General features: G+C 67.8%; 17 protein-coding genes. 6 read left to right on the top strand and 11 right to left on the bottom strand.

What is annotated here, in order from left to right; genetic code table 11:
- The 8 genes from AC1ROD_RS05400 to AC1ROD_RS05365 form a co-directional block, all read right to left on the bottom strand.
- Positions 1-1,554 (bottom strand): acetolactate synthase large subunit, encoded by a 1,554-nt coding sequence (locus AC1ROD_RS05400; protein WP_492947224.1) that lies wholly within the window; start codon positions 1,552-1,554, stop codon positions 1-3.
- Positions 1,554-2,411 carry an HpcH/HpaI aldolase family protein gene (locus AC1ROD_RS05395; protein WP_492947223.1) on the bottom strand — a complete coding sequence of 286 codons (858 nt, stop codon included), beginning with the start codon at positions 2,409-2,411 and terminating at the stop codon, positions 1,554-1,556. Before AC1ROD_RS05395 ends, AC1ROD_RS05400 begins: the two co-directional genes overlap by 1 nt.
- Before the next feature lie 20 nt (positions 2,412-2,431).
- The gene (locus AC1ROD_RS05390; RefSeq protein ID WP_492947222.1) at positions 2,432-3,445 is read right to left on the bottom strand and encodes a DODA-type extradiol aromatic ring-opening family dioxygenase; all 1,014 of its coding nucleotides are present in this window, start codon (positions 3,443-3,445) and stop codon (positions 2,432-2,434) included.
- A gap of 102 nt (positions 3,446-3,547) precedes the next feature.
- On the bottom strand, positions 3,548-4,846 hold the full coding sequence (locus AC1ROD_RS05385; protein WP_492947221.1) for an MFS transporter: 1,299 nt from the start codon (positions 4,844-4,846) through the stop codon (positions 3,548-3,550).
- Positions 4,818-5,723 carry an amidohydrolase family protein gene (locus AC1ROD_RS05380; RefSeq protein WP_492947220.1) on the bottom strand — a complete coding sequence of 302 codons (906 nt, stop codon included), beginning with the start codon at positions 5,721-5,723 and terminating at the stop codon, positions 4,818-4,820. Before AC1ROD_RS05380 ends, AC1ROD_RS05385 begins: the two co-directional genes overlap by 29 nt.
- Positions 5,724-5,836: 113 nt before the next feature.
- Complete coding sequence (locus tag AC1ROD_RS05375; protein WP_492947219.1) at positions 5,837-6,862, bottom strand: amidohydrolase family protein; 1,026 nt, start codon at positions 6,860-6,862, stop codon at positions 5,837-5,839.
- A 10-nt stretch (positions 6,863-6,872) separates the two neighbouring features.
- Complete coding sequence (locus tag AC1ROD_RS05370; RefSeq protein WP_492947218.1) at positions 6,873-7,847, bottom strand: ABC transporter substrate-binding protein; 975 nt, start codon at positions 7,845-7,847, stop codon at positions 6,873-6,875.
- Positions 7,848-7,947: 100 nt separating this feature from the next.
- On the bottom strand, positions 7,948-9,528 hold the full coding sequence (locus AC1ROD_RS05365; RefSeq protein ID WP_492947217.1) for an aldehyde dehydrogenase (NADP(+)): 1,581 nt from the start codon (positions 9,526-9,528) through the stop codon (positions 7,948-7,950).
- A gap of 237 nt (positions 9,529-9,765) precedes the next feature.
- Here AC1ROD_RS05365 and AC1ROD_RS05360 point away from each other — a divergent pair, with 237 nt between their 5' ends.
- Positions 9,766-10,980 (top strand): LysR family transcriptional regulator, encoded by a 1,215-nt coding sequence (locus tag AC1ROD_RS05360; protein WP_492947216.1) that lies wholly within the window; start codon positions 9,766-9,768, stop codon positions 10,978-10,980.
- 148 nt (positions 10,981-11,128) lie between these two features.
- Complete coding sequence (locus AC1ROD_RS05355) at positions 11,129-13,021, top strand: hypothetical protein (protein WP_492947215.1); 1,893 nt, start codon at positions 11,129-11,131, stop codon at positions 13,019-13,021.
- A gap of 154 nt (positions 13,022-13,175) precedes the next feature.
- On the opposite strand, the gene AC1ROD_RS05350 is transcribed toward AC1ROD_RS05355, so the two are convergent.
- A complete protein-coding gene (locus tag AC1ROD_RS05350) occupies positions 13,176-15,449 on the bottom strand; it encodes a TonB-dependent receptor (protein WP_492947214.1) in 2,274 nt (757 codons plus the stop codon).
- A gap of 200 nt (positions 15,450-15,649) precedes the next feature.
- Between AC1ROD_RS05350 and AC1ROD_RS05345 the strand changes: the two genes are divergently transcribed.
- The 4 genes from AC1ROD_RS05345 (at position 15,650) to AC1ROD_RS05330 (ending at position 21,000) form a co-directional block, all read left to right on the top strand.
- The gene (locus tag AC1ROD_RS05345; RefSeq protein WP_492947213.1) at positions 15,650-17,341 is read left to right on the top strand and encodes a thiamine pyrophosphate-binding protein; all 1,692 of its coding nucleotides are present in this window, start codon (positions 15,650-15,652) and stop codon (positions 17,339-17,341) included.
- A 191-nt stretch (positions 17,342-17,532) separates the two neighbouring features.
- Complete coding sequence (locus AC1ROD_RS05340) at positions 17,533-18,303, top strand: GntR family transcriptional regulator (protein ID WP_492947212.1); 771 nt, start codon at positions 17,533-17,535, stop codon at positions 18,301-18,303.
- Positions 18,300-19,349, top strand: coding sequence for a serine hydrolase domain-containing protein (locus tag AC1ROD_RS05335; protein ID WP_492947211.1), 1,050 nt, complete (start codon positions 18,300-18,302; stop codon positions 19,347-19,349). The genes AC1ROD_RS05340 and AC1ROD_RS05335 overlap by 4 nt, the downstream gene beginning before the upstream one ends.
- A gap of 82 nt (positions 19,350-19,431) precedes the next feature.
- Positions 19,432-21,000 (top strand): AMP-binding protein, encoded by a 1,569-nt coding sequence (locus AC1ROD_RS05330; RefSeq protein ID WP_492947210.1) that lies wholly within the window; start codon positions 19,432-19,434, stop codon positions 20,998-21,000.
- A 51-nt stretch (positions 21,001-21,051) separates the two neighbouring features.
- On the opposite strand, the gene bktB is transcribed toward AC1ROD_RS05330, so the two are convergent.
- Positions 21,052-22,233, bottom strand: a complete 1,182-nt coding sequence (gene bktB / locus AC1ROD_RS05325; RefSeq protein ID WP_492947209.1) for a beta-ketothiolase BktB — start codon at positions 22,231-22,233, stop codon at positions 21,052-21,054.
- Positions 22,230-23,123, bottom strand: a complete 894-nt coding sequence (locus AC1ROD_RS05320) for an SDR family NAD(P)-dependent oxidoreductase (protein WP_492947208.1) — start codon at positions 23,121-23,123, stop codon at positions 22,230-22,232. The genes bktB and AC1ROD_RS05320 overlap by 4 nt, the downstream gene beginning before the upstream one ends.
- Positions 23,124-23,165: the final 42 nt, after the last annotated feature.

Raw genomic sequence — 23,165 nt, 5'->3', positions numbered from 1 at the left:
TCAGAGCTTGACCTCGATCAGCACCGGCCCGGCTTCGCGGACGGAGTTGATCATGGCCTGGGTGAAATCCTCGGCTGTTTCCACGCTCACGGCGGGCACGCCCATGCTCTTCGCCATGGCGACCCAGTCGATGGTGGGATTGTCGATGTCGATCATCGACAGGGCCCGCGGACCGGGCGCGGCCCTGGCCTCACCGCCCGCGCCCATATTGGCGTATTCGGCCTTCAGGATCGCATAGGTGTTGTTGGCGAAGATGATCGTCGTGACCGGCAGGCCTTCGCGCGCCTGGGTCCACAGCGACTGGATCGTGTACATGGCCGAGCCGTCGCCGACCATGCAGAAGGTCCGGCGGTCGGGACAGGCGAGCGCCGCCCCGGTCGCCACGGGCGTACCGTAGCCGATGGAGCCACCCATGTTCTGGATGGTGTCGTGCGGCCGGGCGCCGGCGGTCAGGCCCATCGACTCCCGCCCCGTGGTCAGGCTTTCGTCCACGAGGATGCAGTGCTCGGGCATGGCGTAGCTGAGGGCTTTCGCGATGCTGGTCGGGTTGAGCGGCCCTTGCGGCAGCGGTTCCTCGATGCGGGCCTGAAGCGTCGGCAGGGTCTTCAGGGCGCCGAGGGCCTCGGCCAGCATTTCCAGACCGGCGGCGCTGTCCTCGCCTTTTTCGACCAGCGTGTGCAGCTGGCAGTCGGCGGGTTTGAGCAGGCTGGGCTTGTCCGGATAGGCGAAGAAGGCGATCGGTTCGCCCGTCTCGACCGTGATGATGTGCTTGAAGCCGCTCAGGAAGGCGATGGCCTGATCGACCGCATAGGGGATGCGTTCCAGCGGCGTGCGGCCCGCGCCGCGCTCGATGCGGACGCTGAAGAACTGGGTGGCGATGCGGCAGTTGGTCGTCGCCGCGATCCGGCCCGCGAGATCCAGCGGCAGGCCGCGCATGGAGCGGCCGGCGAGGATGATCAGGGTCGGCTCGCCCGACTTGAGCACCCTGGCGACGTGGTCGACGCGGGCGGCGTCGGGGGCCGGACGGACCGTCGTGGCCTTGGGTTGGCGCTTGAGCTCCCCCGCCTCGCCCCAGGAGGCGTCGCCCGGCAGGATCAGGGCCGAGATCAGGCCTTCATTGCCCTTGGCCACGGCCGCGGCGGTGTCGGCGGCGATGGCGTGGGAGCCGTCCGTGGTCCGGATCCAGTGGCACAGGGGCCGGGCCAGACCCTGGATGTCCGAGGTCAGGGGCGCGTCGTATTTGAGGTGACGGGTCGAATGCTCGCCGATCACATTGACCATGCCGACGCCGGCGCGCTTGGCGTTGTGGATGTTGGCCAGACCGTTGGCGAGGCCCGGCCCGAGGTGCAGCAGGGTCGAGGCCGGACGATCCATCATCCGCGCCCAGCCGTCCGCCGCGCCGGTGGCCACGCCCTCGAACAGGCAGAGCACGCTGCGGATGCGCGGGTTCTCCAGCGCCGCCAGGAAATGCATTTCCGAGGTGCCGGGGTTGGCGAAGCAGACGTCCACCCCCTGATCGGCCAGGGTCTCGACGAGGGTCTCGGCGCCGTTCATCAGTAGCTCGCGCCTTCGCGCGCCTGACCGACGACACCGTAGGACTTCTGCGGCGCGACCATCAGATAGCGGTAGCCCTCCTCCACCAGCCGATCGTGGTTCTTCGCATTGGTGTGTGGATTGCCGACCTGGACGCCGTGGCGCACGCAGGTGTCGGCGATCTTCTTCATGGCGTCGCGGACCTCGGGGTGATCGTACTGACGCGGGAAGCCCATCTCCTGGGACAGGTCGCCCTCCCCGATCAGGCAGAAGCCGATGCCGCGGACCTCTTTCAGGATCTCGTCGAGGTTCTCGATACCCGCGACGCTCTCGATCATCAGGCCGACGAGGATCTCGCCGTGGGGCGCCAGAGGCCAGACGTCGGCCTTCTCGTAATACTCCGCCGTGGACAGCCCCCAGTAGCGCGCCGCCGTGGTCGGGGCGTCGCCGCGCACGCCACGCGGCTCATAGAGGGGGGCGTTCTTGGGCCGGCCGTAGCGGCAGGCGGCGACGGCGTTATAGGCCTGGGCCACATTGTTGATGTGCGGCCAGACGATGCCGTAGACGCCGCGATCCAGTGCCTGTTTGGCATAGGCCTGGTTCATCTCGACGCCGTTGGCCGGGATGCGCACCAGCGGGGTGACGGCGGGCGCGAGCGTCCCCGAGGTCGCGATCTGCTTGCGGTTGAGCAGGTACTGCAGGGAGTCCTGCAGCGCCGCCATGTCCCACGGATTGTGCTCCATCTCGAACATCAGGGCGTCGTAGGGCGACTCCGACAGGTCGATGGCCGACTGTTTGTCCGCCTTGGCGAAGCAGGAATAGGCGACGCGGCCTTCTTCCCAGGCCCGGATGACGCCATTCAGGCGGGTGCTGCTCATGGTCTTGTTCTCTCTGGAATTCAGGCGGCGGCGGGCGTTTCTTCGGGGTTCCAGTACATGAACCCCATGCCCTCGCCGGTGCCGGCGGCCGTGCGCCAGCACGGGACGTAATCGACCAGGGTCATGGCCGCGCCGGTCGGCTGCAGCGCCATCATGACGATGGAGTAGATCTTCACCTCGGAGGTGCCGGACTGGTAGTAGCCGTCCGGGATCGCGGCCAGACCCTCGTAGTCATAGGCCGCCAGCTTGCCCATGACGTCGCGGTCGAACTCCTCGTCGTTGACGAAGTGGGACAGGCCGCCAGAAGCGATGACGGCGACGCGGACGTCCTCGGGCCAGGCCGCGACGGCCTCGCGCAGGACGCGGCCGAACTCGATGCAGCGCGCCATCGACGGCTGGGTCGGCGGATAGAAGAGGTTGAACAGCACCGGCACATGCGGCGGCGGCTCGTCGCCCATGATCTGGTGATAGACGAAGCTGTAGGCGTGGGGGACGACCGGATAGTCGGCCTTGCGACCGCGCTGCTTTTCCATCCAGACGTTCTCGGGCCAGGCCTGGAGATCGTTGAGGTCGAAGCCCTCCTTCTGGAAGGCCTTGATCAGGTAGGTCGCCAGCTCCGGATAGGCCTTGTGCACCACGTGGTGTTCGGGGGCGTAGACGGGGCGCTGGGGCGGGCCGTTGTGGACGTCCTCTCCGGTGTAGATGGTGATCGAGGGCGACTGGTCGGGCCAGATCTCCTTCTGGTCCTTGCCCAGCACGATGCAGACGTCGACCGTCGCCCGCTTGTAGGCCTCGGCCATTTCGTCCAGCGCCGCGCGGCAGCGTCTGGCACGCTCGGTGCGCTCCTCAATCGTCAGGAAGGGCTCGAAAGCGGCGCCGCGATGAGCCTCGAGCTCCGGATAGGTCCAGGTGCGGTTCTGGAACCAGAGCTCGGGATTGTTGCGGTCGCGCTCGCCGTTGGTCAGCCAGTCCTCAGGGGCCTGGCCCAGCATGCCACTGTGGGGCACCGCCATGCCGAATACGATCTGGGCCATGTGCTGGTCTCCGTGAAACTGTGGCCGGGCGTAGGGGCGTCGCCGACGCCCGGCCAATCCATTTGACGACGGGAGCGATCGTTTCGCCGCTCCGGCGTCGCCCTACTGAGGTGCGGCGAGCGCCTCGTCGGGAATCTTCGGGGCCCATTCGCGACGCAGGACGAACAGGGTCGTGACCGCGCCGATGGCCAGGAAGACGAAGATGACGAACATCGGCACCGCGTAGCCGCCGCTGACGTGCAGCAGCCATCCCGACAGGATCGGGGCCACGATGCCGGCGAGGCTGACCGAGACCTGCTGGATGCCCGTGACCATGCCGACGGCGGGCGCCGGGATCAGGGTCAGGCGGCAGAGGGCCAGGTTGTTGGCGGTGGCCAGACCCAGGAAGGACAGGGACGCCACATTCCAGAACAGGGCCCACTGCAGGGAGCTGGTCCAGGCGCCGAGGATGACCGTACAGGCCCCCACGAAGCCGGCGATGACGAAGGCCTTGCGGACCACGACGGCGTCGCCGCCCCGCGCGATCAGCTTGTCCGCCGCCCAGCCGGCCGCGAGGGCCACCAGGGCGATGCCGGCGAAGCTGAAGAAGGAATAGAGGCCCATCTTCTCCAGCGACAGGCCGCGCTCCTCGACCAGATAGGCCGGCATCCAAGTCATGCAGTAGAAGGTGAAGTAATTATAGCAGAAATTGACCACCAGCGTGCCCCAGACCAGGGGGCTGGCGAGGATATTGGCCATCGGCACGGCCGAGGCCTTCTTGCGCACGGCGGCCATGTCGACCTTCTTCGGCAGGTCGTTTTTGATGAACAGCAGCCAGGGGATCAGCCAGACCAGACCGACCGCGCCGGTGATGAAGAACATGGCGCGCCAGTCGTAGGCGACGATCAGCCAGGCGGCGACGGGGGCGCCGATGGCAGGGCCGGCCTTGGTGCCCAGCATATAGAGGCCGACGGCGGTGCCGCTCTGCCCCTCATGGAAGTTGTTGCGGATCCAGCGGTAGCTGGCGGGCACGACCACCGCCTCGGCGGCGCCGACGATCAGCCGCATGATAATCAGGGCGTAGAGGACGCTGATCAGACCCGTGGCGGCGGAGGCGATGCACCAGAGGACGAAGCAGATCGTATAGGGGACCTTCACGCCGTAGCGGTCGACGATCCAGCCCATCGGGACCTGCATCACCGCATAGGACCAGAAGAAGGCCGAGTTGACCCAGCCGCGGTCGATGTCGGTCAGATGGAAGTGGTCCTTGAAGGACGGCACGGCCAAAGCGGACGAGATGCTGGTCCGGTCGACGAAGGCGATCAGGGCCCCCACCGCCAGAAGACCCAGCAGGAACCACCGCGCAAGCGTGGACGCGGGTACGGGGCCGGACTTAGCGTCCGGCGGACTGGATTCGGTCACTCGCGCCTCCCAAGGCATTTTCTTCTTTTGCGTCCAGTGCGGGGTAAAGCGCCCGGGCGGTCTTGTTGAAGATCCAATCCTGATCGTCCTGCGACAGGGACGCCAGCCGTTGCACGGCCGTCGCCCTGATTTCCGTCAGGGCGCCGGGCGAGGTCGGGAAGTTCGACCCCCAGGCCATGCGGTTCGCGCCGAAGACCTCGACCAGTTTCGGGAACAGGGTTTCCGGGGTCGCGGCGCCCGAGACGCTGTCGCCCATGATGCGCGGCGTCAGCTTCAGATAGATGGAGGGCACATCGGCCAGGTCGAACAGCGACTGCGCCTTCGCATAGGGTGGGCCGTCGGTGACGTCGGGACGGCCGAGGTGATCGAGGATGATCGGCACATTGGGGAAGCGCTCGGCCAGCGACCGGACCTGCGGCAGGCCCACTGGACCGGTCTGGATGCACATGGTCAGACCGAGCTCGCCGAGAAGCTCCCAGGCCGGGTAAGCAGCCTCGTCCCCAAGCTCGGTCGGGTCGAAATCCTTGGTCGAGCCGCCGGTGAAGATGCGCAGGCCGGCGAGGCCCCTATCGGTCCAGGCCCGGATGGTTTCGACCGCGTCGGGCGCGCGCACATCGACCGAGCCGACGGCGATCAGCCGGTCGGGATAGCGGTTGCAGGAATCGACGACGTAAGAGTTGTCGAAGCCGTAGGTGGTCGAGGAATGGACGACGGCGGCCTTGGAAACGCCCGCCTCATCCATTGCCGCGATCAGGGTCTCGACCACACAGGGCCGTTCCTGGGACCAGTCGGAGCGTTTGCCGAACAGGGGCGCGGGCGGATAGCGCGTCTCGTCATCGGAGATGACGTGCGGATGGATGTCGATAAAGCGCGACATGGTCGTCTGATCCTCCCCGGGGACCTTGTTTTCGTTGCCTTTGATTTTGGCCCCGCGGGGAGATTTGGGTATTCGAAGTTCGGCCCCGGGACATAAGTTCGGGGCGCGAAAGATTAGAGGCCTTTCGCCTTCAGCTGGGCGTCGAGGCGCGGATAGACGCGGCGCGCATTGCCTTCGTAGATGTTGAAACGATCCTCATCCGTCAGGCTGACGCAGGCGTCGACATAGCGTTTGGTGTCGTCGAAATAGTGCCCGGTGTTCGGGTCCCTGCCGCGCACGGCGCCGATCATTTCCGAGCCGAACAGGACGTTCTTCGACGGGATCACCCTGGTCAGCAGGTCCACGCCCGGGTGGTGGTAGACGCAACTGTCGAAGAAGATGTTGTCCAGCAGGCCTTCCAGCGGACGGTTGGCCATCTCCAGCGACATGCCGCGATAGCGACCCCAGTGATAGGGCACCGCCCCGCCGCCGTGCGGGATGACCAGACGCAGGGTCGGGAAGTCCTTGAACAGGTCCGACTGCAGAAGCTGCATGAAGACCGAAGTGTCGGCGTTCAGATAGTGGGCGCCCGTGCCGTGGAAGTTCGGATTGCACGAGGCCGCGACGTGGACCATGGCCGGGACGTCGAGGTCGCACAGGGCCTCATAGAGCGGATACCACTCGCGGTCGGTCATCGGCTTGCCGGTCCAGTAGCCGCCGGTCGGATCGGGGTTCACGTTCGCGCCGACGAAGCCCATCTCCTCGACGCAGCGGCGCAGTTCGGGGATGGAGTTGGCCGGCGGGGCGCCCGGCGACTGGGGCAGCTGGCAGACCGGGACGAAGTTGTCCTGATACATGTCGGCGACGCGGCGCACGAGGTTGTTGGACACCTCGGCCCATTCCAGGCTGGTGCGCTCATTGCCCAGATGGTGGCTCATCAGGCCGGCGATCGGCGAGAACAGGGTCAGGTCCGAGCCGCGCTCCTGCTGGAGCTTGAGCTGGCCGTTGCCGACGCCCTCGCGGATCTCGTCGTCGGTGACGTGGGCCTCGGAGACCGGCGGCGAATTGACCGGGTCGTTGGCGGCGTCGACCTGGCGCTGGCGCCATTCGCGGAACGACTTGGGGACGGTCGTGAAGTGGCCGTGGCAATCGATGATCATGGTCTTGTCCTCAGGCCTTGGTCGGATCGACGAACAGTTCGTCCATGGTCATGCGGCGCGGCGTCAGCCCCTGTTCGAAGGCGGTGCGTTCGAGGGCCTCGATGGTCGCCCGGTTTTCCTCGATGCCGTAGGGCAGAGGGTCGGGGCCGACGATGTCCATCAGCTTGAGGTACTTCTTGTCCGAGGCGTTCTGCGGTCCCTCGGCCTTGACCCGCTCCAGCCATTCGTCCTTGGCCTGTTCGAAGGCGTTGTAGAGCGATTGGGCGACCCAGGGGTGTTCGGCCAGGACCGAGTCCTTGACCACGATGGTGCCGTGCATCGGATAGACGCCGGTGCGGCGGAAGCTGTCGGCCTCCAGCTCGGCGGCGTTGGGCAGCAGGTCCGGGTAGTCGGCCTCGACCTCCTGCCAGCCGGCGGTCGGATTGCCGGTGCGGCCGATGCCGGCGGCGCCTTCGAGCCCCGCGACCAGCTCGCCGTCAGCCATCATGTCGGCCAGCGACCGGCCCTCCGGCGCATGGATGACATTGGCGGGCAGCTTGAGCTGGGTGACATGCTCCTCGTCATCCACGACCCAGGTGACCTTGGACGGATCCAGACCGCAGTCATCCATCAGGGCCTGACGCAGCCAGACGCCGGTGGTCACCGAATAGGCGCGCACCCCGACCTTGTGACCTTCCAGATCCTTGGGCGTCCTGATCCCCGCGTCCGGACGGACCAGCAGGCCGCCATGGTGGAAGCGGCGCACCACGAAGATCGGCAGGCCGACGAAGGGCGCGCCATAGGCCCGGGCGATGATGTAGGTCGTGGGCGCGATCTCGCAGACGTCGAACTCCACGTCGCGGACCATGCGTCGGAAGGCGCCGATCTGCGGCTTGACCGTGATGATCTCCGCGTCGACGCCCTCGATGGGGATGGCCCCGCTGCGGATGGCCGAGGTGTGCGGATGCTCCGCGACGGCGATCTTCAGCTTCACTCTGTCGGACATGATGGGCCTCCCCTGCTTTATCCTTTTGAGAAGCTGAAGCTTCCGACACCCCCTCCGGTCAATCGAGCCGACCCGAAACCTGCCGATCGCGAACCAAATCCTATCGGACGGCGGACGCCTGGACCCCGTCGATGCGGCGCGAGACGCCTTCGGGATTGTCCTCACGGAGCGCCGTCGGCAGCAGTTCGGCGGGCACGTCCTGATAGCTGACGGGGCGCAGGAAGCGGGCGATGGCCAGCGATCCCACCGAGGTCGAGCGGCCGTCGCCGGTCGCCGGGTAAGGGCCGCCGTGGACCATGGCGTCGCAGACCTCGACCCCCGTGCCGAAGCCGTTGAACAGGATGCGGCCGGCCAGTTTCTCGAGGCGCGGCATCAGGGCGGCGGCCAGCGGATAGTCGGACGGCGCGGCGTGGACCGAGGCGGTCAGCTGGCCCTCCAGATCATCGAGCAGGGCGGCCATGTCGTCGGCGTCCTCGCAACGGACCAGCAGGCCCGAGGCGCCGAAGACCTCTTCCACCAGACGCGGATCGGCGCGCAGGTCGGCGGAGGTTGCGGTGAACAGATGGACCTGGCCCTGCAGCCCCTCCCCTTCGGCGCCCTGGACGGCGCACGACACGCGCTCGTGCCCGGACAGGGTCGAGACCCCGGCGCGATAGGCGGCGTGGATGCCGGGCGTCAGCATGGTGGTCGGGGCGATCTCGGAGATGGCGGCGCGGGCGCCGGCGATGAAGCTCTCGGCCTCGCCGATGGCCAGGATCAGGCCGGGGTTGGTGCAGAACTGGCCCGAGCCGAGGCTGAGCGCGCCGGCAAAGGCCTTGCCGATGGCCTCGCCGCGTTCGGCCAGGGCGCCGGGCAGCAGCAGGACCGGGTTGATCGAGCTCATCTCGGCATAGACGGGAATGGGGCGCGGGCGTTTGGCCGCGATCGCCATCAGGGCCTCGCCGCCGCGGCGCGAGCCGGTGAAGCCGACGGCGGCGACGCGCGGATCGGCGGTCAGGGCCGCGCCGATCTCGATCCCCTTGTCGAACAGCAGGGCGAAGACCCCGGCGGGCAGGCCGCAGTCGGCGGCGGCGCGGGCGACGGCGCGACCGGCGATTTCCGAGGTTCCCGGATGGGCGGGGTGAGCCTTGACGATGACAGGGCAACCGGCGGCCAGGGCCGAGGCCGTGTCCCCGCCCGCGACCGAGAAGGCGAGCGGGAAATTGCTGGCCCCGAAGACCACCACCGGCCCCAGAGGCTGGTGGATCAGGCGGATGTCCGAACGCGGCGGCGTGCGTTCCGGCAGGGCGTGGTCGATGCGGACGTCGAGGTAGCCGCCCTCGCGCACGACGCGGGCGAACAGGCGCAGCTGGCCGGTGGTGCGGCCCAGTTCGCCCTTGAGCCGGGCGGGCGGCAGGCCGGTCTCTGCGCCGGCGCGGGCGAGGAGTTCGTCGGCGTCGCGTTCCAGATGTTCGGCGATGGATTCGAGGAAGCCGGCCCGCTCGTCGAGAGAGGTGGCGCGATATTCGTCGAAGGCGGCGGCGGCCAGGCCGCAGGCGATGCGGACGTCGTCGAGGTCGGCGCTCGCGAAGGCCGGGGCGATCTCGGCTCCCAGCGTCGGATCGAAGGCCTTGAACTCGGCCCCGGCCCCGCGCCGCGCCTCGCCGCCGATCAGCAGTTCGCCCTTCAACATCGTCGTCATCCCGTTCGATTCGCGCGCCGCGACGGCGCAGTTCGCCTAGGTGGGCTCTCTAGTCCCGGGATGCGACCGCCGCAGCACAGGTTTGGCGTCAGGGGTGATACATTTCCTGTCGCAGCACGGCGCGTGGAAAACACGGGGTTGCGCGCCCAGCCCTTGTACAACACCGGTTTCAGCCCGAAGGCGGCATTTGGAAATGCGCCCGGACCCTGCTAGGCCAGCGATCGGGAGAACCGCATAATGAGCGCCGTTTTAAAGGCCCGGGCGGCGGAGATCAGTTTCCGCCAGTGCAGACTTTTCGAAAGCGTGGGCCGTCTCGCCAGTGTCCGGCGGGGCTCGGAGGAGTGCAACCTCTCACAGCCCGCAGTGACCCAGGCGCTGGGCAAGCTGGAGCAGGAGGTCGGCGACACCCTGCTGGAGCGCAAGGCCAGCGGCAGCTATCTGACCGAGGCCGGGAAGATCTTCCACGTCCGGGTGCAGCGGATGTTCGCCCAGATGGAGGCGGCGCTTCAGGACCTCGGCGTGGGCAACGCCGCGCAGGCTTCGACCGTCGCCAACCGGCTGTCACGGTCGCAGGTGCGCAGCCTGATCGCGGTGATCGAGAGCGGGTCCCTGGCCAAGGCGGCCGACGATCTGGAGCTGACCCAGGCCTCGCTGCAGCGGGCCGTGCGCCACCTGGAGGGCAACCTCGGCGCCGCCGTTTTCCACCGAACCTCGACCGGAGTGATGGTCACCCCCGACGGCGTCGACCTGGGCCGCAAGCTGAAGCTGGCGACGCAGGAGATCGAATGGGGCCTGCAGGAGATCGAGGAGGCGCGCGGGGCGCAGGCCAGCCAGATGGTGCTGGGCACCCTGCCCTATGGCGGCTCCATGCTGCTGGCCTCGGTGCTGGACGAGTTCACGCGCCGGCACCCCGACGCCGGCATCCGCATCCTGACCGAGGGCGCGACGGAAATCATTCGCCGCCTGCGCTTCGGCGACGTGGATCTGGTCGTCGGCATCATTCAGGAGATGGCCAGCGCCGACCTGACTAATGAGATCTTCGCCCACACCCAGTTCCAGGTGGTGGCGAGGAAGAACCATCCGCTGGCCAACCGCGCCGATGTGACCCTCGACGACCTCGCCTCCTACGACTGGATCGCGGGACTGGAGGGGGCCAGCCGCCGGCTGTGCTTCGACGCCCTGTTCCAGGGACACAGCCTGCCCCGGGCGCCGATCGAGACCTCGACCCTGCCGATCATCCGCCAGCTGATCGCCGACAGCGACCGCCTGACCCTGATGACCCGGTATGAGCTGAAGCACGAGCGCCACGCCCTGGTCGCCCTGCCCTATGGCCCGATCGCGGCGCGTCCGGCGGTGGGAGTGACGATGCGCAACAACTGGCTTCCGACCCGCATCCACAGCGACTTCATCCGCCTGATCCGCTCGACGCTGGAGGCCGAGACGGAAGGCTGAGGGAGCGCGGATTCAATGCGCCGGGAAGCGCAATCAATGGCGTTGGCGATTCCCGCCCCGGCTACCTTCATGGCCAGATGAAACCGGTCCTGTTCGGGCCGCCGGAAGCCGCCCTCGAAGGCGCGCACCGGAAACAGGGAGTATCGAAATGGACCGCAGGACCTTCCTGACCACCGTCCCGGCCACCGCCTTGCTGGCCGAGGCCGGGATCGCCGGACCCGTGATCGCCGGCCCCGGCAAGAAGGGGGTGATGATGATGAACCGCATCGCGCCCTCGGTGTCGGAACTCTACATCGCCGACCTGGACGGATCGAACGAGCGCAAGCTGCTGTCGGTCTCGACCTTCGACTACAACGCCCAGGTCTCGAAGGCGGGCGACACCGTCATCTTCACCTCGGAGCGCAACGCCGACGGCAAGTCCGACATCTTCAGCGCGCGTCTGGATGGGACCGGGATCACGCCCCTGGTGACCTCGACCTCGGTCGACGACGCAGGCGTCCTGTCGCCGGACGGGACGAAGCTGGCCTTCGTCTCGACCCGCAACGGCTACCGCGCCAACATCTGGGTCATGGACATGCGCACGCGGCGCACACGCCAGCTGACCGGCACGCGGCAGGTTCGCGGCGACGACCACGCCTCGCCCGACTGCTACTTCCGCCCCTCCTGGTCGCCCGACAGCCAGTGGATCGCCTTCTCCAGCGACAGGAACACCCAGTGGCGCGGCCACGACGAGGGTCACGGCTGGGAGCATACCCAGGAGCTGGCCATCTATGCGATCAAGCCGGACGGCACGGGCTTCAGGAAGATCTGCGGCAAGACCGGCTTCTGCCAAGGCTCGCCCAACTGGTCGCCGGACGGCAAGCGGATCGTCTTCCACGAGATGACGGTCGAGGCCACCTGGGGCGCCCGCCGCCCCAACTATATCGGCCGCGCCTTCTCCCAGATCGTCTCCGTCGACGTCGCCTCGGGCGACCGCACCGAACACACCACCGGGACCGAGCTGCGCCTGCAGCCCCAGTACATCGGGCCTGACGAGATCGGCTATCTGCTCAAATACGGTCCGAACGAAGGGATCGCCTACACCTCGGACCGGCCGGGCTTCAAATCGCCCTTCCTGCGCTCGCCCGCCTGGACGCCGGACGGCAGGTCGGTGATCTATGAGAAGGTCGCTTTCCGCCCCGTGCGGCCGATCAACAAGCCGCTGATGAGCTGGGACCGCGACTGGGACTATCGCCACATCGACGTCTTCCCGCGCCTCTCGAACGACGGCTGGATCGTCTATACCGACAAGCAGACTGGCAACTCCTCGATCATGGTCATGCGACCGAACGGCGAGGAGAAGCGCAAGGTCTTCGAGAGCTCGGGCCGGGGTCTGGACGAGAACCAGGTGCGCATCGGTCTGTCGGGCGCCTTCCAGCCGGCCTGGTCGCCGGACGGGGAATGGATCGCCTTCGGTCTGGGCGGCTGGTTCCAGGAGCGGATGAAGGCCTCGGCCGCCCTGTGGCGCGTGCGCCGCGACGGCACGGGGGCCGAACAGCTGACCGACGGCGAGACCCATTCGGGCTTCCCCAGCTATTCGGCCGACGGCAAGGAGCTGGTCTTCCGCGTCTATAGCGCGACCGAAAAGGGTCTGCGGATCCTGAACCTGGAGACGCGTCAGGTGCGCGTCCTGACCGACCAGCCCGACAACCTTCCCGACTGGTCGCCGGACGGCAAGCGCATCGTCTTCACGCGCCGCCAGCAGGACGGCAGCTTCGACATCTATACGATCCGGCCGGACGGCACGGGCCTGCATCGCTGCACGGACCATCCGTCGGGCGACGGCCATGCGGTCTGGAACCACGACGGCCGCATCCTGTGGAGCGGCTCGCAGCACGGCTTCCGCGACGAGGCGGCCCTGTATGAGCAGACCTTCCAGCAGTACGGCCAGATCTACATCATGGACGCCGACGGCGGCCGCAAGCGGATGCTGACCGACAGCAAGTGGGAGGACTCCATGCCTCTGTACCTGCCCAATGCGGTGCTCGACGCCATCCGCTGAGTTCAGCCTGACACGACAGAGCCGGCCGCCCGGAAACGGACGGCCGGCTTTTCATTGTCTGGAGATCCGGGCGCGGATGTCTGACGCCCAAAAGAAAGGACCGGCGCCTGTGACAGGCGCCGGTCCAGTTTTCGTCTCACCCGAAGACAGACGTCTAGAAGTCGTAGCCGACCGTCAGGCCGAAGGTGCGCGGCGTGCCGGGCGTGCCGTTGTCGCCCGAGTTGGTGGCGCCCAGCTGGGCCCGGTAATAGGCGTCGCCGAGGTTCTTGCCCCAGGCGCGGACATAGAGGCCGCTGTTGTCCGGCCGCCAGGTCACCGAGGCGTCCACGGTGGTGTAGCTGCCCTGCTTGACCCGCTCGTCCGCCGTCGCGACGAAGCCGTCGTTGTAATAGACGTTGCCGGCTGCGGTGAACGTCCCGATCGCGGTCGGGATGGCGAGGTTGCCGCCGAGGCTGGCGGTCAGTTTGGGCGTGTTCTGCAGCTGGTTGCCCGAGGCGTCGCCGATCAGAAGGCAGTTGCCGCCGAGCTGCGTATAGGGGCTGCCGAAGGTGCCGCGGCAGGTCTGGCCCGTCGGAATGACATAGCCCGCTGGCAGCGGATACGGGACCGAGATGATGGCGTTGGTGAACTCGGTGTAGTGAGCGTCGGTATAGCCGATGCCGCCGAACAGACGCAGGTTGTCGGTCACCTGCCAGGTGATGTCGGCGTCAATGCCTTTCACCTCTGCGCCCTGGGCGTTGTAGACGCTGTTGACGCCGGCGATGACCTGCTGAACCTGGACGTTGGTCTGGTCGTAGTAGAAGGCCGCGATATTGGCGCGGACGCGACGGTCGAACAGGTCCGTCTTCAGACCCACCTCATAGGCGTCGATCAGTTCCGGCTCCAGGACGATGATCGGCGAGGCCTGGGGCACATAGGTCCCGCTGCGGAAGCCGCGGTTGTAGCTGACATAGGCCATCAGCTGGTCCGAGAAGCGGTGATCCAGCGACAGACGCCAGGTCGGCTTGGAGAAGTTGCGGCTGGCCGACTGGAGGGCGCCCGCCGTGAAGACGTTGGTGGCGCCGTTGTAAGTGTCGGTATGGGCCGTGAACTCCCGGTCGTCGGAGGTGTAGCGGATGCCCGCGACGAAGTTGGTGCTGTCGTTGATGGCGTAGGTGCCTTCGGCGAAGGCCGAATACGACGACAGGGTCACCTCGGTGATCGTATCGCTGTAGCCGTTGCCGCCGAAGGTGTTCAGCCCGGTCGTCCGGCCGGGGGCCTGACCGGCCGAGTCGGACATGTAGAAGGCGCCGACCACCCAGCTGAACGGACCATCGCCGTCGGACAGGAAGTTGATTTCCTGGGTGAACTGCTTGTCGAAGTTGGAGTTGTCGATACGCAGGCGGGCCTGGGTGGTGCCGTCCGGATCGAAGTAGGTGCGCAGGTCGCTCTCGCGATAGGCGGTCACGCTCTTGAAGGCCACGCCGCCGAAATCGTGGGTCAGGATGGCGCTGCCGCCTGACTGACGCGCGCGCAGGACCGGGTCGACGTCGCTGTAGATGTCGTAGTCCGGATCGCCGCCGGCGGCGATGATCTGCTGGGTCACGTCCTGGCCCAGGGCGTTCAGGCCGAAGTTGCGGAAGGTCGGGTCCGAGGCGTCGCGGCCATTGGCGTCCGCCGAGAGCAGCAGGGAGGTGTCGTCCGACAGGTTCCACAGCAGCTTGGCGCGCACCGAATAGCTGTCGCCGTCCATGACGTCATTGCCGGTGAAGCGGTTGACGCCGAAGCCCTCGCCGCGGTTCTCGTACTGGCCCGACACGCTGAAGGCGACCGTGTCGCTGAGCGGGGCGGTGTAGAAGGTGCCGACGTTGGTGGTGCTGTAGTTGCCATAACCCAGCATGAACGAGCCGTGCGGCGTGAACTGCGGTCCCTTGGTGGTGATCTGGATCACCCCGCCGGTGGCGTTGCGGCCGAACAGGGTGCCCTGCGGACCCTTGAGGACGGCGACCTGCTGGGTGTCGAACAGGGACTGTAGCACGCCGAAGGCGGCGCCGTAGTAGACATCGTCGACCATGACCGCGACCGGGTTCTCGATGCCGGGGCCCTGGCCCGAAGCGCCGACGCCGCGGATGCGCGGCAGGCCGAAGCCGCCGACGCCCGTGGTCACGTTCAGCGAAGGCACCACGGCCTTGAGGTCCGCCGTGCCGGTCGCGCCCGTGGCGGCCAGCTGTTCCGTGCCCAGGGCCGTGATGGCGACCGGAACGTCCTGGACGTTCTGTTCGCGCTTCTGGGCGGTGACGACGATGTCCTCAACGGTGGCGGCGTCCTGCTCGGCCGGCGTCGGCGCGGTCTGGCCAGAGACCTGGGCCGATGCCGCGGAAGCGATGAATGCCGATCCCGCGATGCAGGACGTGGCCAGTAGCGCGAATTTCAGGATGCGGTTCCGCATCATATTCCTCCCCGTGTGCTGCTGGTGTCTCCAGCTTATGAGGGGATGGTAGGGATCAGTCCGCCAATTCTGGACTATTCAAACTGTGCTCGCGCCTATTGATAACGGGAATCGCGCCCTCGTTTCCCAGCCTAAACCGCTATTCCGATAAGGAAATTCAGTCGCCGCCTTGGAGCGCCGACGATCAGCGGGAGGCGGAAATGACGGGCATGACAGGGGCCGAAGCGGCCGTTCGGATGCTCCAGGCCCATGATGTGAAACACATCTTCGGCCTGTGCGGCGACACCAGCCTGCCCTTCTACGACGCCCTGGCGCGGCTGGATCACGGCATCGAACACGTGCTGACGCGCGACGAACGCCATGCCGCCTATATGGCGGACGCCTATGCGCGGATCACCGGCAAGCCCGGGGTGTGCGAGGGGCCGAGCGGCGGCGGGGCCACCTATATCCTGCCGGGCGTGGTCGAGGCGAACGAGAGCTCGGTCGCCCTTCTGGCCATCACCTCGGACGTGCCGGTGACGGCGCGGGGCCGCTACCCCCTGACCGAGCTGGACCAGAACCGGCTGTTCGCGCCCCTGACCAAGTGGAACGCCGTCGCCGACCACGTCGACCAGATCCCGGACCTGTTCCGGAAGGCCTTCCGCGCCATGACCACGGGCCGGCCGGGCGCGACCCACATCGGCCTGCCCTATGATCTGCAGAAGCAGGCGCTGGACCCCGACCGCATCTGGGCCCAGGCCCAGCATTCCCGCTTCCCCGCCTTCCGCACCGGGCCCGATCCGCTGCTGGTCGAGGACGCCGCCGAGGCGATCCTGAGCGCGAAAAGGCCGGTCTTCATCTGCGGCGGCGGGGTCATCCTGTCGGGCGCGACGGCGGAGCTGGCCGCCCTGGCAGAGGCGCTGGACGCGCCGGTCGCCTCGACCGTCAGTGGTCACGGCGCCATCCCCGATGATCATCCTCTGGCCGTCGGCGTGGTCGGGGCCAACGGCGGTACGCCCGAGACGCGGGAAGTCGTCCGGGGCGCCGATCTGGTGGTCTTCATCGGCTGCCGCGCGGGCTCGACCACCACCGAACACGGCGCCGCCCCGTCGAAGGGCGTCCGCATCGTCCATATCGACATCGATCCGATGGTGGTCGGCGCCAACTACGCTTGCGAGGCCGGGCTGGTCGGGGATGCGCGGCTGTGCCTGTCGGCCCTGCTGGCGCGCATCGAAGGCAGCCTGAAGGGGCGGTCGCGCGACATCGAGGTCCGCGATCAGCTGAAAGCCCTGAAGGCGAGGAAACGCGCCGCCTTCGACCGGCTGGCCGCCTCGGACGAAGCCCCGATCCGACCCGAGCGGGTGCTGGCCGCCCTGCAGGCCGCCCTGCCCGCCGACGTCATCGTGGTCGCCGATCCCGGCACCCCCTGCCCCTATTTCTCGGGCCATTTCCAGTTCAACCGGGCGGGGCGCCGCTTCATCACCAACCGGGCTCACGGGGCGCTGGGCTTCTCCATGGCCGCCGCCATCGGCGCCTGGTACGCCAGCCCGGGTTCGAAGATCGTCGCGGCCATGGGCGACGGCAGTTTCGGCTTCGCGGTCGGGGAGCTGGAGACGATCGTGCGCAAGCAGATCCCGGTCACCCTGATCGTCTTCTCCAATGCGTCCTACGGCTGGATCAAGGCCAGTCAGAAATCGGGATACGGCCAGCGCTATTTCTCGGTCGACTTCGGCCGTACCGACCACGCCCGCATCGCCGAGGCCTATGGGCTGAAGGCCTGGACGGTGGAGGATCCGGCGGACGTCGAGCGCGTCATCAAGGCCGCGGTGGCCCACGACGGACCGACCCTGGTCAACGTCATTTCCCAGCCGCTGGAAGAGACCGCCGTGCCCGTCAGCCAGTGGATGGGCTGAGCCTCCCCGCCTGACCCTCGCAAGACCGTGACATGTCGACGGATCGTCGAATGCGTGATTTATTGTACAACAATCGAGGCGTACCGTCCGACAAATTACTTGCTCGCGCGTCCACTGCGAAATAGGAATGTCGGGTACGGAGTTTGGTATGTTCGCCGTGAATTGCAGCGACACCGTGTGAGGTACGTCCCTTGGCCACCACAGCGAAAACTCCGAAGACCTCCAAAGGCGAGACCGCCGTCGCCGCGCCGACGGCCGAGGATCTGGCCCACACCCTGCGCGCCCAGATCCAGAGGAGCGAGCTGGCGCCCGGCGAATGGCTGCGCGAAGTCCGGCTGTGCAGCGAGTTCGGCGTGGGCCGTTCGATCGTGCGCCGCGCCCTGCGCGCCCTGGCCGATGACGGCCTGATCGAGATCGAGGAGAACCGGGGCGCCCGCGTCTCCTCTACCACCGTCGAGGAAGTCTTCGACCTCTATGAGGTGCGGGCGGCCCTGTACGGCATGGCGGCGCGCTTCGCCTGCCTGCGCGGCACCGACGGCCTGATCCGCGCCATCATCACCAAGATCGACCGCATGCTGTCCGACGCCGAGGGCGGGGTCGCGGCCGAGCGGATCATCGAGGAAAGCGAGTCGATCTTCAGCGACATGAGCGCCTGCGCCAGCGCCGACGGCCAGCGCATGATCGAGGCGATCCGCAGGAAGACCCGCTTCCACTTCTCGTATGCCGCCCTGGCGCTGAACACCAACGGCCCCGGCCCCTATGACCACTGGCGCACGGTCCGCGCAGCCCTGGTCGCGCGCGACGCCGAGGCGGCCAGCCAGGGCGCTCGCGACATCCTGTACTTCATGCAGGGCGAGGTCGCCCGGATCATGCTGTCGCGCGGTCCGCGCCTGATCGCGGATGCCCCGCAAATCCCATCGAGCACGACATCGAAGCGTGCCGTACCCCGGAGGAAAACATGACGAAACACCCGCTGGCGGTCTCCGCCGCACTGGCCGTTCTGGCCATCGCCCCCGGCGCCTGCGCCGCCCCCCTCGCCACTGCCGAACCGGTCGCCGCCGTTGAGCAGACCTCGCCGGAGATGAGCGACCTCCTCGCCTACGTCCAGAACCACGCCTCGACCGGCTTCGTCGTCATCCAGGACGGCAAGGTGCTGATCGACAAGACCTGGCCCGCCCCGACCGACGCCGGGATGTTCTCCGCCTTCCTCTATGGCCGCGCCGCCGACGGCGAACTGCTGGAGGACGTGGCGTCCCAGCAGAAGAGCTTCGTCTCTATCCTCGTCGCCGTCGCCATCGACAAGGGCCTTCTGGACATCAACAAGCCCGTCGACGCCTACCTCGGTCAGGGCTGGTCCAAGGCCTCGCCCGAGCAGGAAGCAGCGATCAAGGTCATCGACGTCCTGAACATGAGCTCGGGCCTGAACGAGCAGTTCGGCTATGTCGCGCCTTCGGGGACCGTCTTCTTCTACAACACCCCGGTTTACGCCATCACCAAGGCCATCGTGGCGGCCGCGGCGCATCAGTCCCTCGAGACCCTGACCCGCGACTGGCTGACCGGCCCGACCGGGATGACCAACACCGAATGGCGTCAGCGCCCGGCAGCCCTGGCCTCGGTCGGCAACGCCACCGGCCTGGTCACCACTCCGCATGATGTGGCGAAATTCGGAGAGATGGTCCTGCATGACGGCCTCGCCGCCGACGGCACGCGCGTGGTCTCGTCCGAGCAGTTGCACGCCCTGTTCACCCGGGCTGCGACCAACCCCGCCTATGGCCGCCTGTGGTGGCTGAACGGCGGCGAATACACGATGCGGGCCGCGGGCGCGCGCCGCGACGGCCAGCTGATCCCGGCGGCTCCGGTGGACCTCGTCGGCGCGCTCGGCGCCTTCGACCGCCGCCTCTATGTCGTCCCCAGCCGCAAGCTGGTCGTGGTGCGCACCGGCGCCGCCACCAATGAGACCGACTTCGACCAGCAGCTGTGGCTGCGCCTGATGAAGGTGATCGGCTGATCGCCGGTCCGGCCGGCGCCGTTCGCGCGCCGGCCCCTTCCCTTCTCTCCAGACCCAGGACGCGCCCGTGATCGACGGCAGCATGCAAGACTTTCCCCTGACGCTCGACCGTATCGTCGATCACGCCGCCAAATGGCACCAGGACGCCGAGGTCGTGACCGCGCGCGAGGGCCGGGAGAATGCGCGCGTCACCTATGCCGGTCTGCGCGAACGAGCGATGCAGGTGTCGAGCCTGCTGGCCGGTCTGGGGGTCGTCGCCGGCGACCGAGTGGCCACCCTGGCCTGGAACACCCAGCACCATGTCGAGAGCTGGTACGGCATCATGGGCATGGGGGTGGGCTGCCACACCCTGAACCCACGCCTGACCGCCGTGCAGCTGGCCTGGATGCTGGACCAGTCGGGCGCGCGGATCCTGATCGTCAGCGCCGACCTGCTGAAACTCGCCCTCGACGTCGCCAATGACGCCGCCGGGCTGGAGCGGATCTTCGTCATCGACGGCGAGGCCGATGCGACCCATGCGCGGGCGAAGGTCGAGACGCTGGAGCCGCTGCTGGCCACGGCGACCACGCCCGTCGAATGGGGCAGGTTCGCGGAGACCGCGCCCTCGGGCCTGTGCTTCACCTCGGGCTCGACCGGCGCGCCCAAGGGCGTGACCTACACCCACCGCTCCAGCTTCCTGCATACGCTGAAGATGCTGCAGGCCGATGTGCTGGGCGCGCGGACCACGGACGTCATCCTGCCGATCGTGCCCCTGTTCCACGCCAGCGCCTGGGGCCTGCCCTTCGCCCTGCCGGCGGCGGGATCGAAGATGGTCCTGCCGGGACGTCAGACCGATGGCGCGAGCCTTGCCCGGCTGATCGCCTCGGAAGGCGTGACCGTCGCCGTGGGCGTGCCCACCGTCTTCCTCGGCCTGTGCGAATATCTCGAAGCCTCGGGGACGAAACTGCCGTCGCTGGAGCGGATCATACTCGGCGGCGCCGCGACGCCTCCGGCCCTGATGGAGCGGCTGGAACGCGATCTGGGCGTCCTCGTCCAGAACAGCTGGGGCATGACCGAGCTGTCGCCCGTCGGCGTCTTCGGCGTGCTGAGCGATCCGGACCGCCGCGCCAATGTCTCGGGCCGCCCGGCCATCGGGGTCGATCTGATGGTCGCCGACGAGACCGGCGCCCCCCTGGCCGAGCAACGCGATAACGAAGGCCGGCTGCATGTGCGCGGCGCCGCCGTCATCGACCGCTATTTCGGCCAGACCCATTCGGTCGTGGACTCAGAGGGCTGGTTCGACACTGGCGATCTGGCGAAGATCGACCGCAAGGGCAATCTGATGATCACGGGCCGGTCCAAGGACCTGATCAAGTCCGGCGGCGAATGGATCAATCCGGCCGAGATCGAGGCCCTGGTCTGCGAACTGCCCGAGGTGTCGCTGGCCGCCGTCATCGGCAAGGCCGACGTGAAGTGGAGCGAACGGCCCCTGCTGCTGGTCGAGCTGCGCGAGGGGCAGGAGATAAGCGATCAGGACCTGCTGGCTTCGCTGAAGGGGCGTATCGCCTCGTGGTGGATTCCCGACAGCGTGGTGCGCCTGCCGGCCATGCCGCTGGCCTCGACGGGCAAGATCGACAAGCTGAGCCTGCGCGCGACCTACAGCCACGGCTGACGCAGAAAGGGGGCCTCTCGGCCCCCTTCCCAACCTTACCTGTGAGAGCGATCAGACCCGCTCGACGATCAGGGCGATGCCCTGGCCGCCGCCAATGCACATGGTCGCCAGACCATAGCGGCCCTGCACCCGCCGGAGCTCGTGCACCAGCTTGGTGGCGATGATGGCGCCGGTCGCGCCGACCGGGTGGCCAAGCGAGATGCCGCTGCCGTTCGGATTGACCCTGGCCGGGTCGAAACCGAGCTGGTCCGAGACGGCGCAGGCCTGGGCCGCGAAGGCCTCGTTGGATTCGATCACATCCATGTCGGCGACCGACAGGCCCGCCCTGGCCAGAGCCGCGCGGGTCGCGGGGACCGGACCCATGCCCATGATGTTGGGATCGACCCCCGCATGGCCATAGGCGACGATCCGGGCCATGGGCTTCAGCCCCTGACGCGCCACGGCGCTCTCGCCCGCCAGCACCAGGGCGGCGGCGGCGTCGTTGATGCCCGAGGCATTGCCCGCCGTGACCGTGCCGCCGTCACGGAAGATCGTCCTGAGCTTCGCCAGATCCTCGACCGTGGCGTCGGCGCGGACATGCTCGTCGACCTCGAACATCTTCGTCGTACGGCCTGCCTTGACCTCGACCGGAAGGATCTGGGAGGCGAAACGGCCCTCGGCGATGGCCCGGGCCGCACGGCGGTGGCTCTCAACCGCATAGGCGTCCTGACGGGCGCGATCGACGCCGTGACGTTCGGCGACGTTCTCCGCCGTCACCCCCATCAGCCCGCCGCCGAAGGGATCGGTCAGGGCGCCGTTCAGCCCGTCGACCAGCAGGGCGTCGCCCATCTTCTGGCCCCAGCGCGCGGCCGGGGCGAAATAGGGAGCGCGGCTCATGACCTCGCTGCCGCCGGCGACGGTGACCTCGGCGTCGCCGAGCATGATCATCTGCGCGGCGGAGACCACGGCCTGCAGGCCCGAGCCGCACAGGCGGTTGACGGTCATGGCGGGCACATCCTGCGACAGGCCGGCCTCGATCGTTGCGACCCGCGCCAGATAGGCGTCGCGCGGCGCCGTCGGGATCACCTGACCGAAGACGACGTGGCCGACGGTGGCGAAATCGACCCCGCCCGCCTCCAGCGCGGAGCGGGTAACCAACGCGCCGAGTTCGCCCGGCGTCTTGTCCTTCAGCGAACCGCCGAAGCCGCCGATGGCGGTGCGGCGCGCCGCGACGATGAAGACCGGTTCGGTCATGCCTCTACTCCTTCGAAGCGGGCGACGCGGACGCCCATCTCATACTGATGCTGCTGCTCGCCCCGCGCCGGGATGGTCTCGCCCTCGCGTTCCGCGACCTCGTCGAGCCGGGCCAGAAGGGCGTCGGCGACCTGATCGCCGTCACCCAGGAAGACGCCGCGGGTCATGGTGACATGGGCCTGTTCGAAGCTGCCGGCGCCGGCCAGAAGCACGGCGCGCGTCGGCGCCTCATCGCTGGCCAGAACCACGATGGCCGGGCTGACCAGAGAAGAGTCCAGTCCCGCCAGAACCTCGGGCGAATAGAGGTCGTTGGTCATGCCCGTGGCGGCGCTGGGGGCCAGGCAGTTGACCCGGATACCGTAGCGTTCGCCCTCGAGCGCCAGGGTCTGCATCAGGCCGACGAGCCCCATCTTGGCGGCCGAATAGTTGGCCTGACCGAAGCTGCCGTAGAGGCCCGAGGACGAGGTGGTGAAGACGATCCGGCCATAGTTCTGAGCGCGCATGATCTCCCACACCGCCTTGGTGCAGTTGACCGAGCCCATCAGATGGACGTCCAGCACCAGACGGAAATCGTCCAGATCCATCTTGGCGAAGCTCTTGTCGCGCAGGATGCCGGCGTTGTTGATCAGGATGTCGATCCGGCCCCAGCGCGCCATGACGGCCTCGACCATGGCGGTGACGCCGGCCGCGTCGGTGACGCTGACGCCGCAGGCGATGGCCTGACCGCCGTCGGCCTCGATCTGCGCCGCGACGGCCTCGGCGGCCTCGGCGTTGATGTCGGCGACGACGACGCGGGCGCCGCGCTTGCCGAGCGCCAGGGCATGGGCCGCGCCCAGACCCCCGCCCGCCCCGGTGACGATCGCCACCCGGTTCGAGAGATCGATTTCCATCGTCAGTTCCTTTGATCGAGGCGCGCCCGTGAGGAGTCAGGC

This window comes from Brevundimonas sp. GW821-FHT12E07 (assembly GCF_058807035.1).
This window is presented reverse-complemented; position numbering and strand designations above follow the sequence as displayed.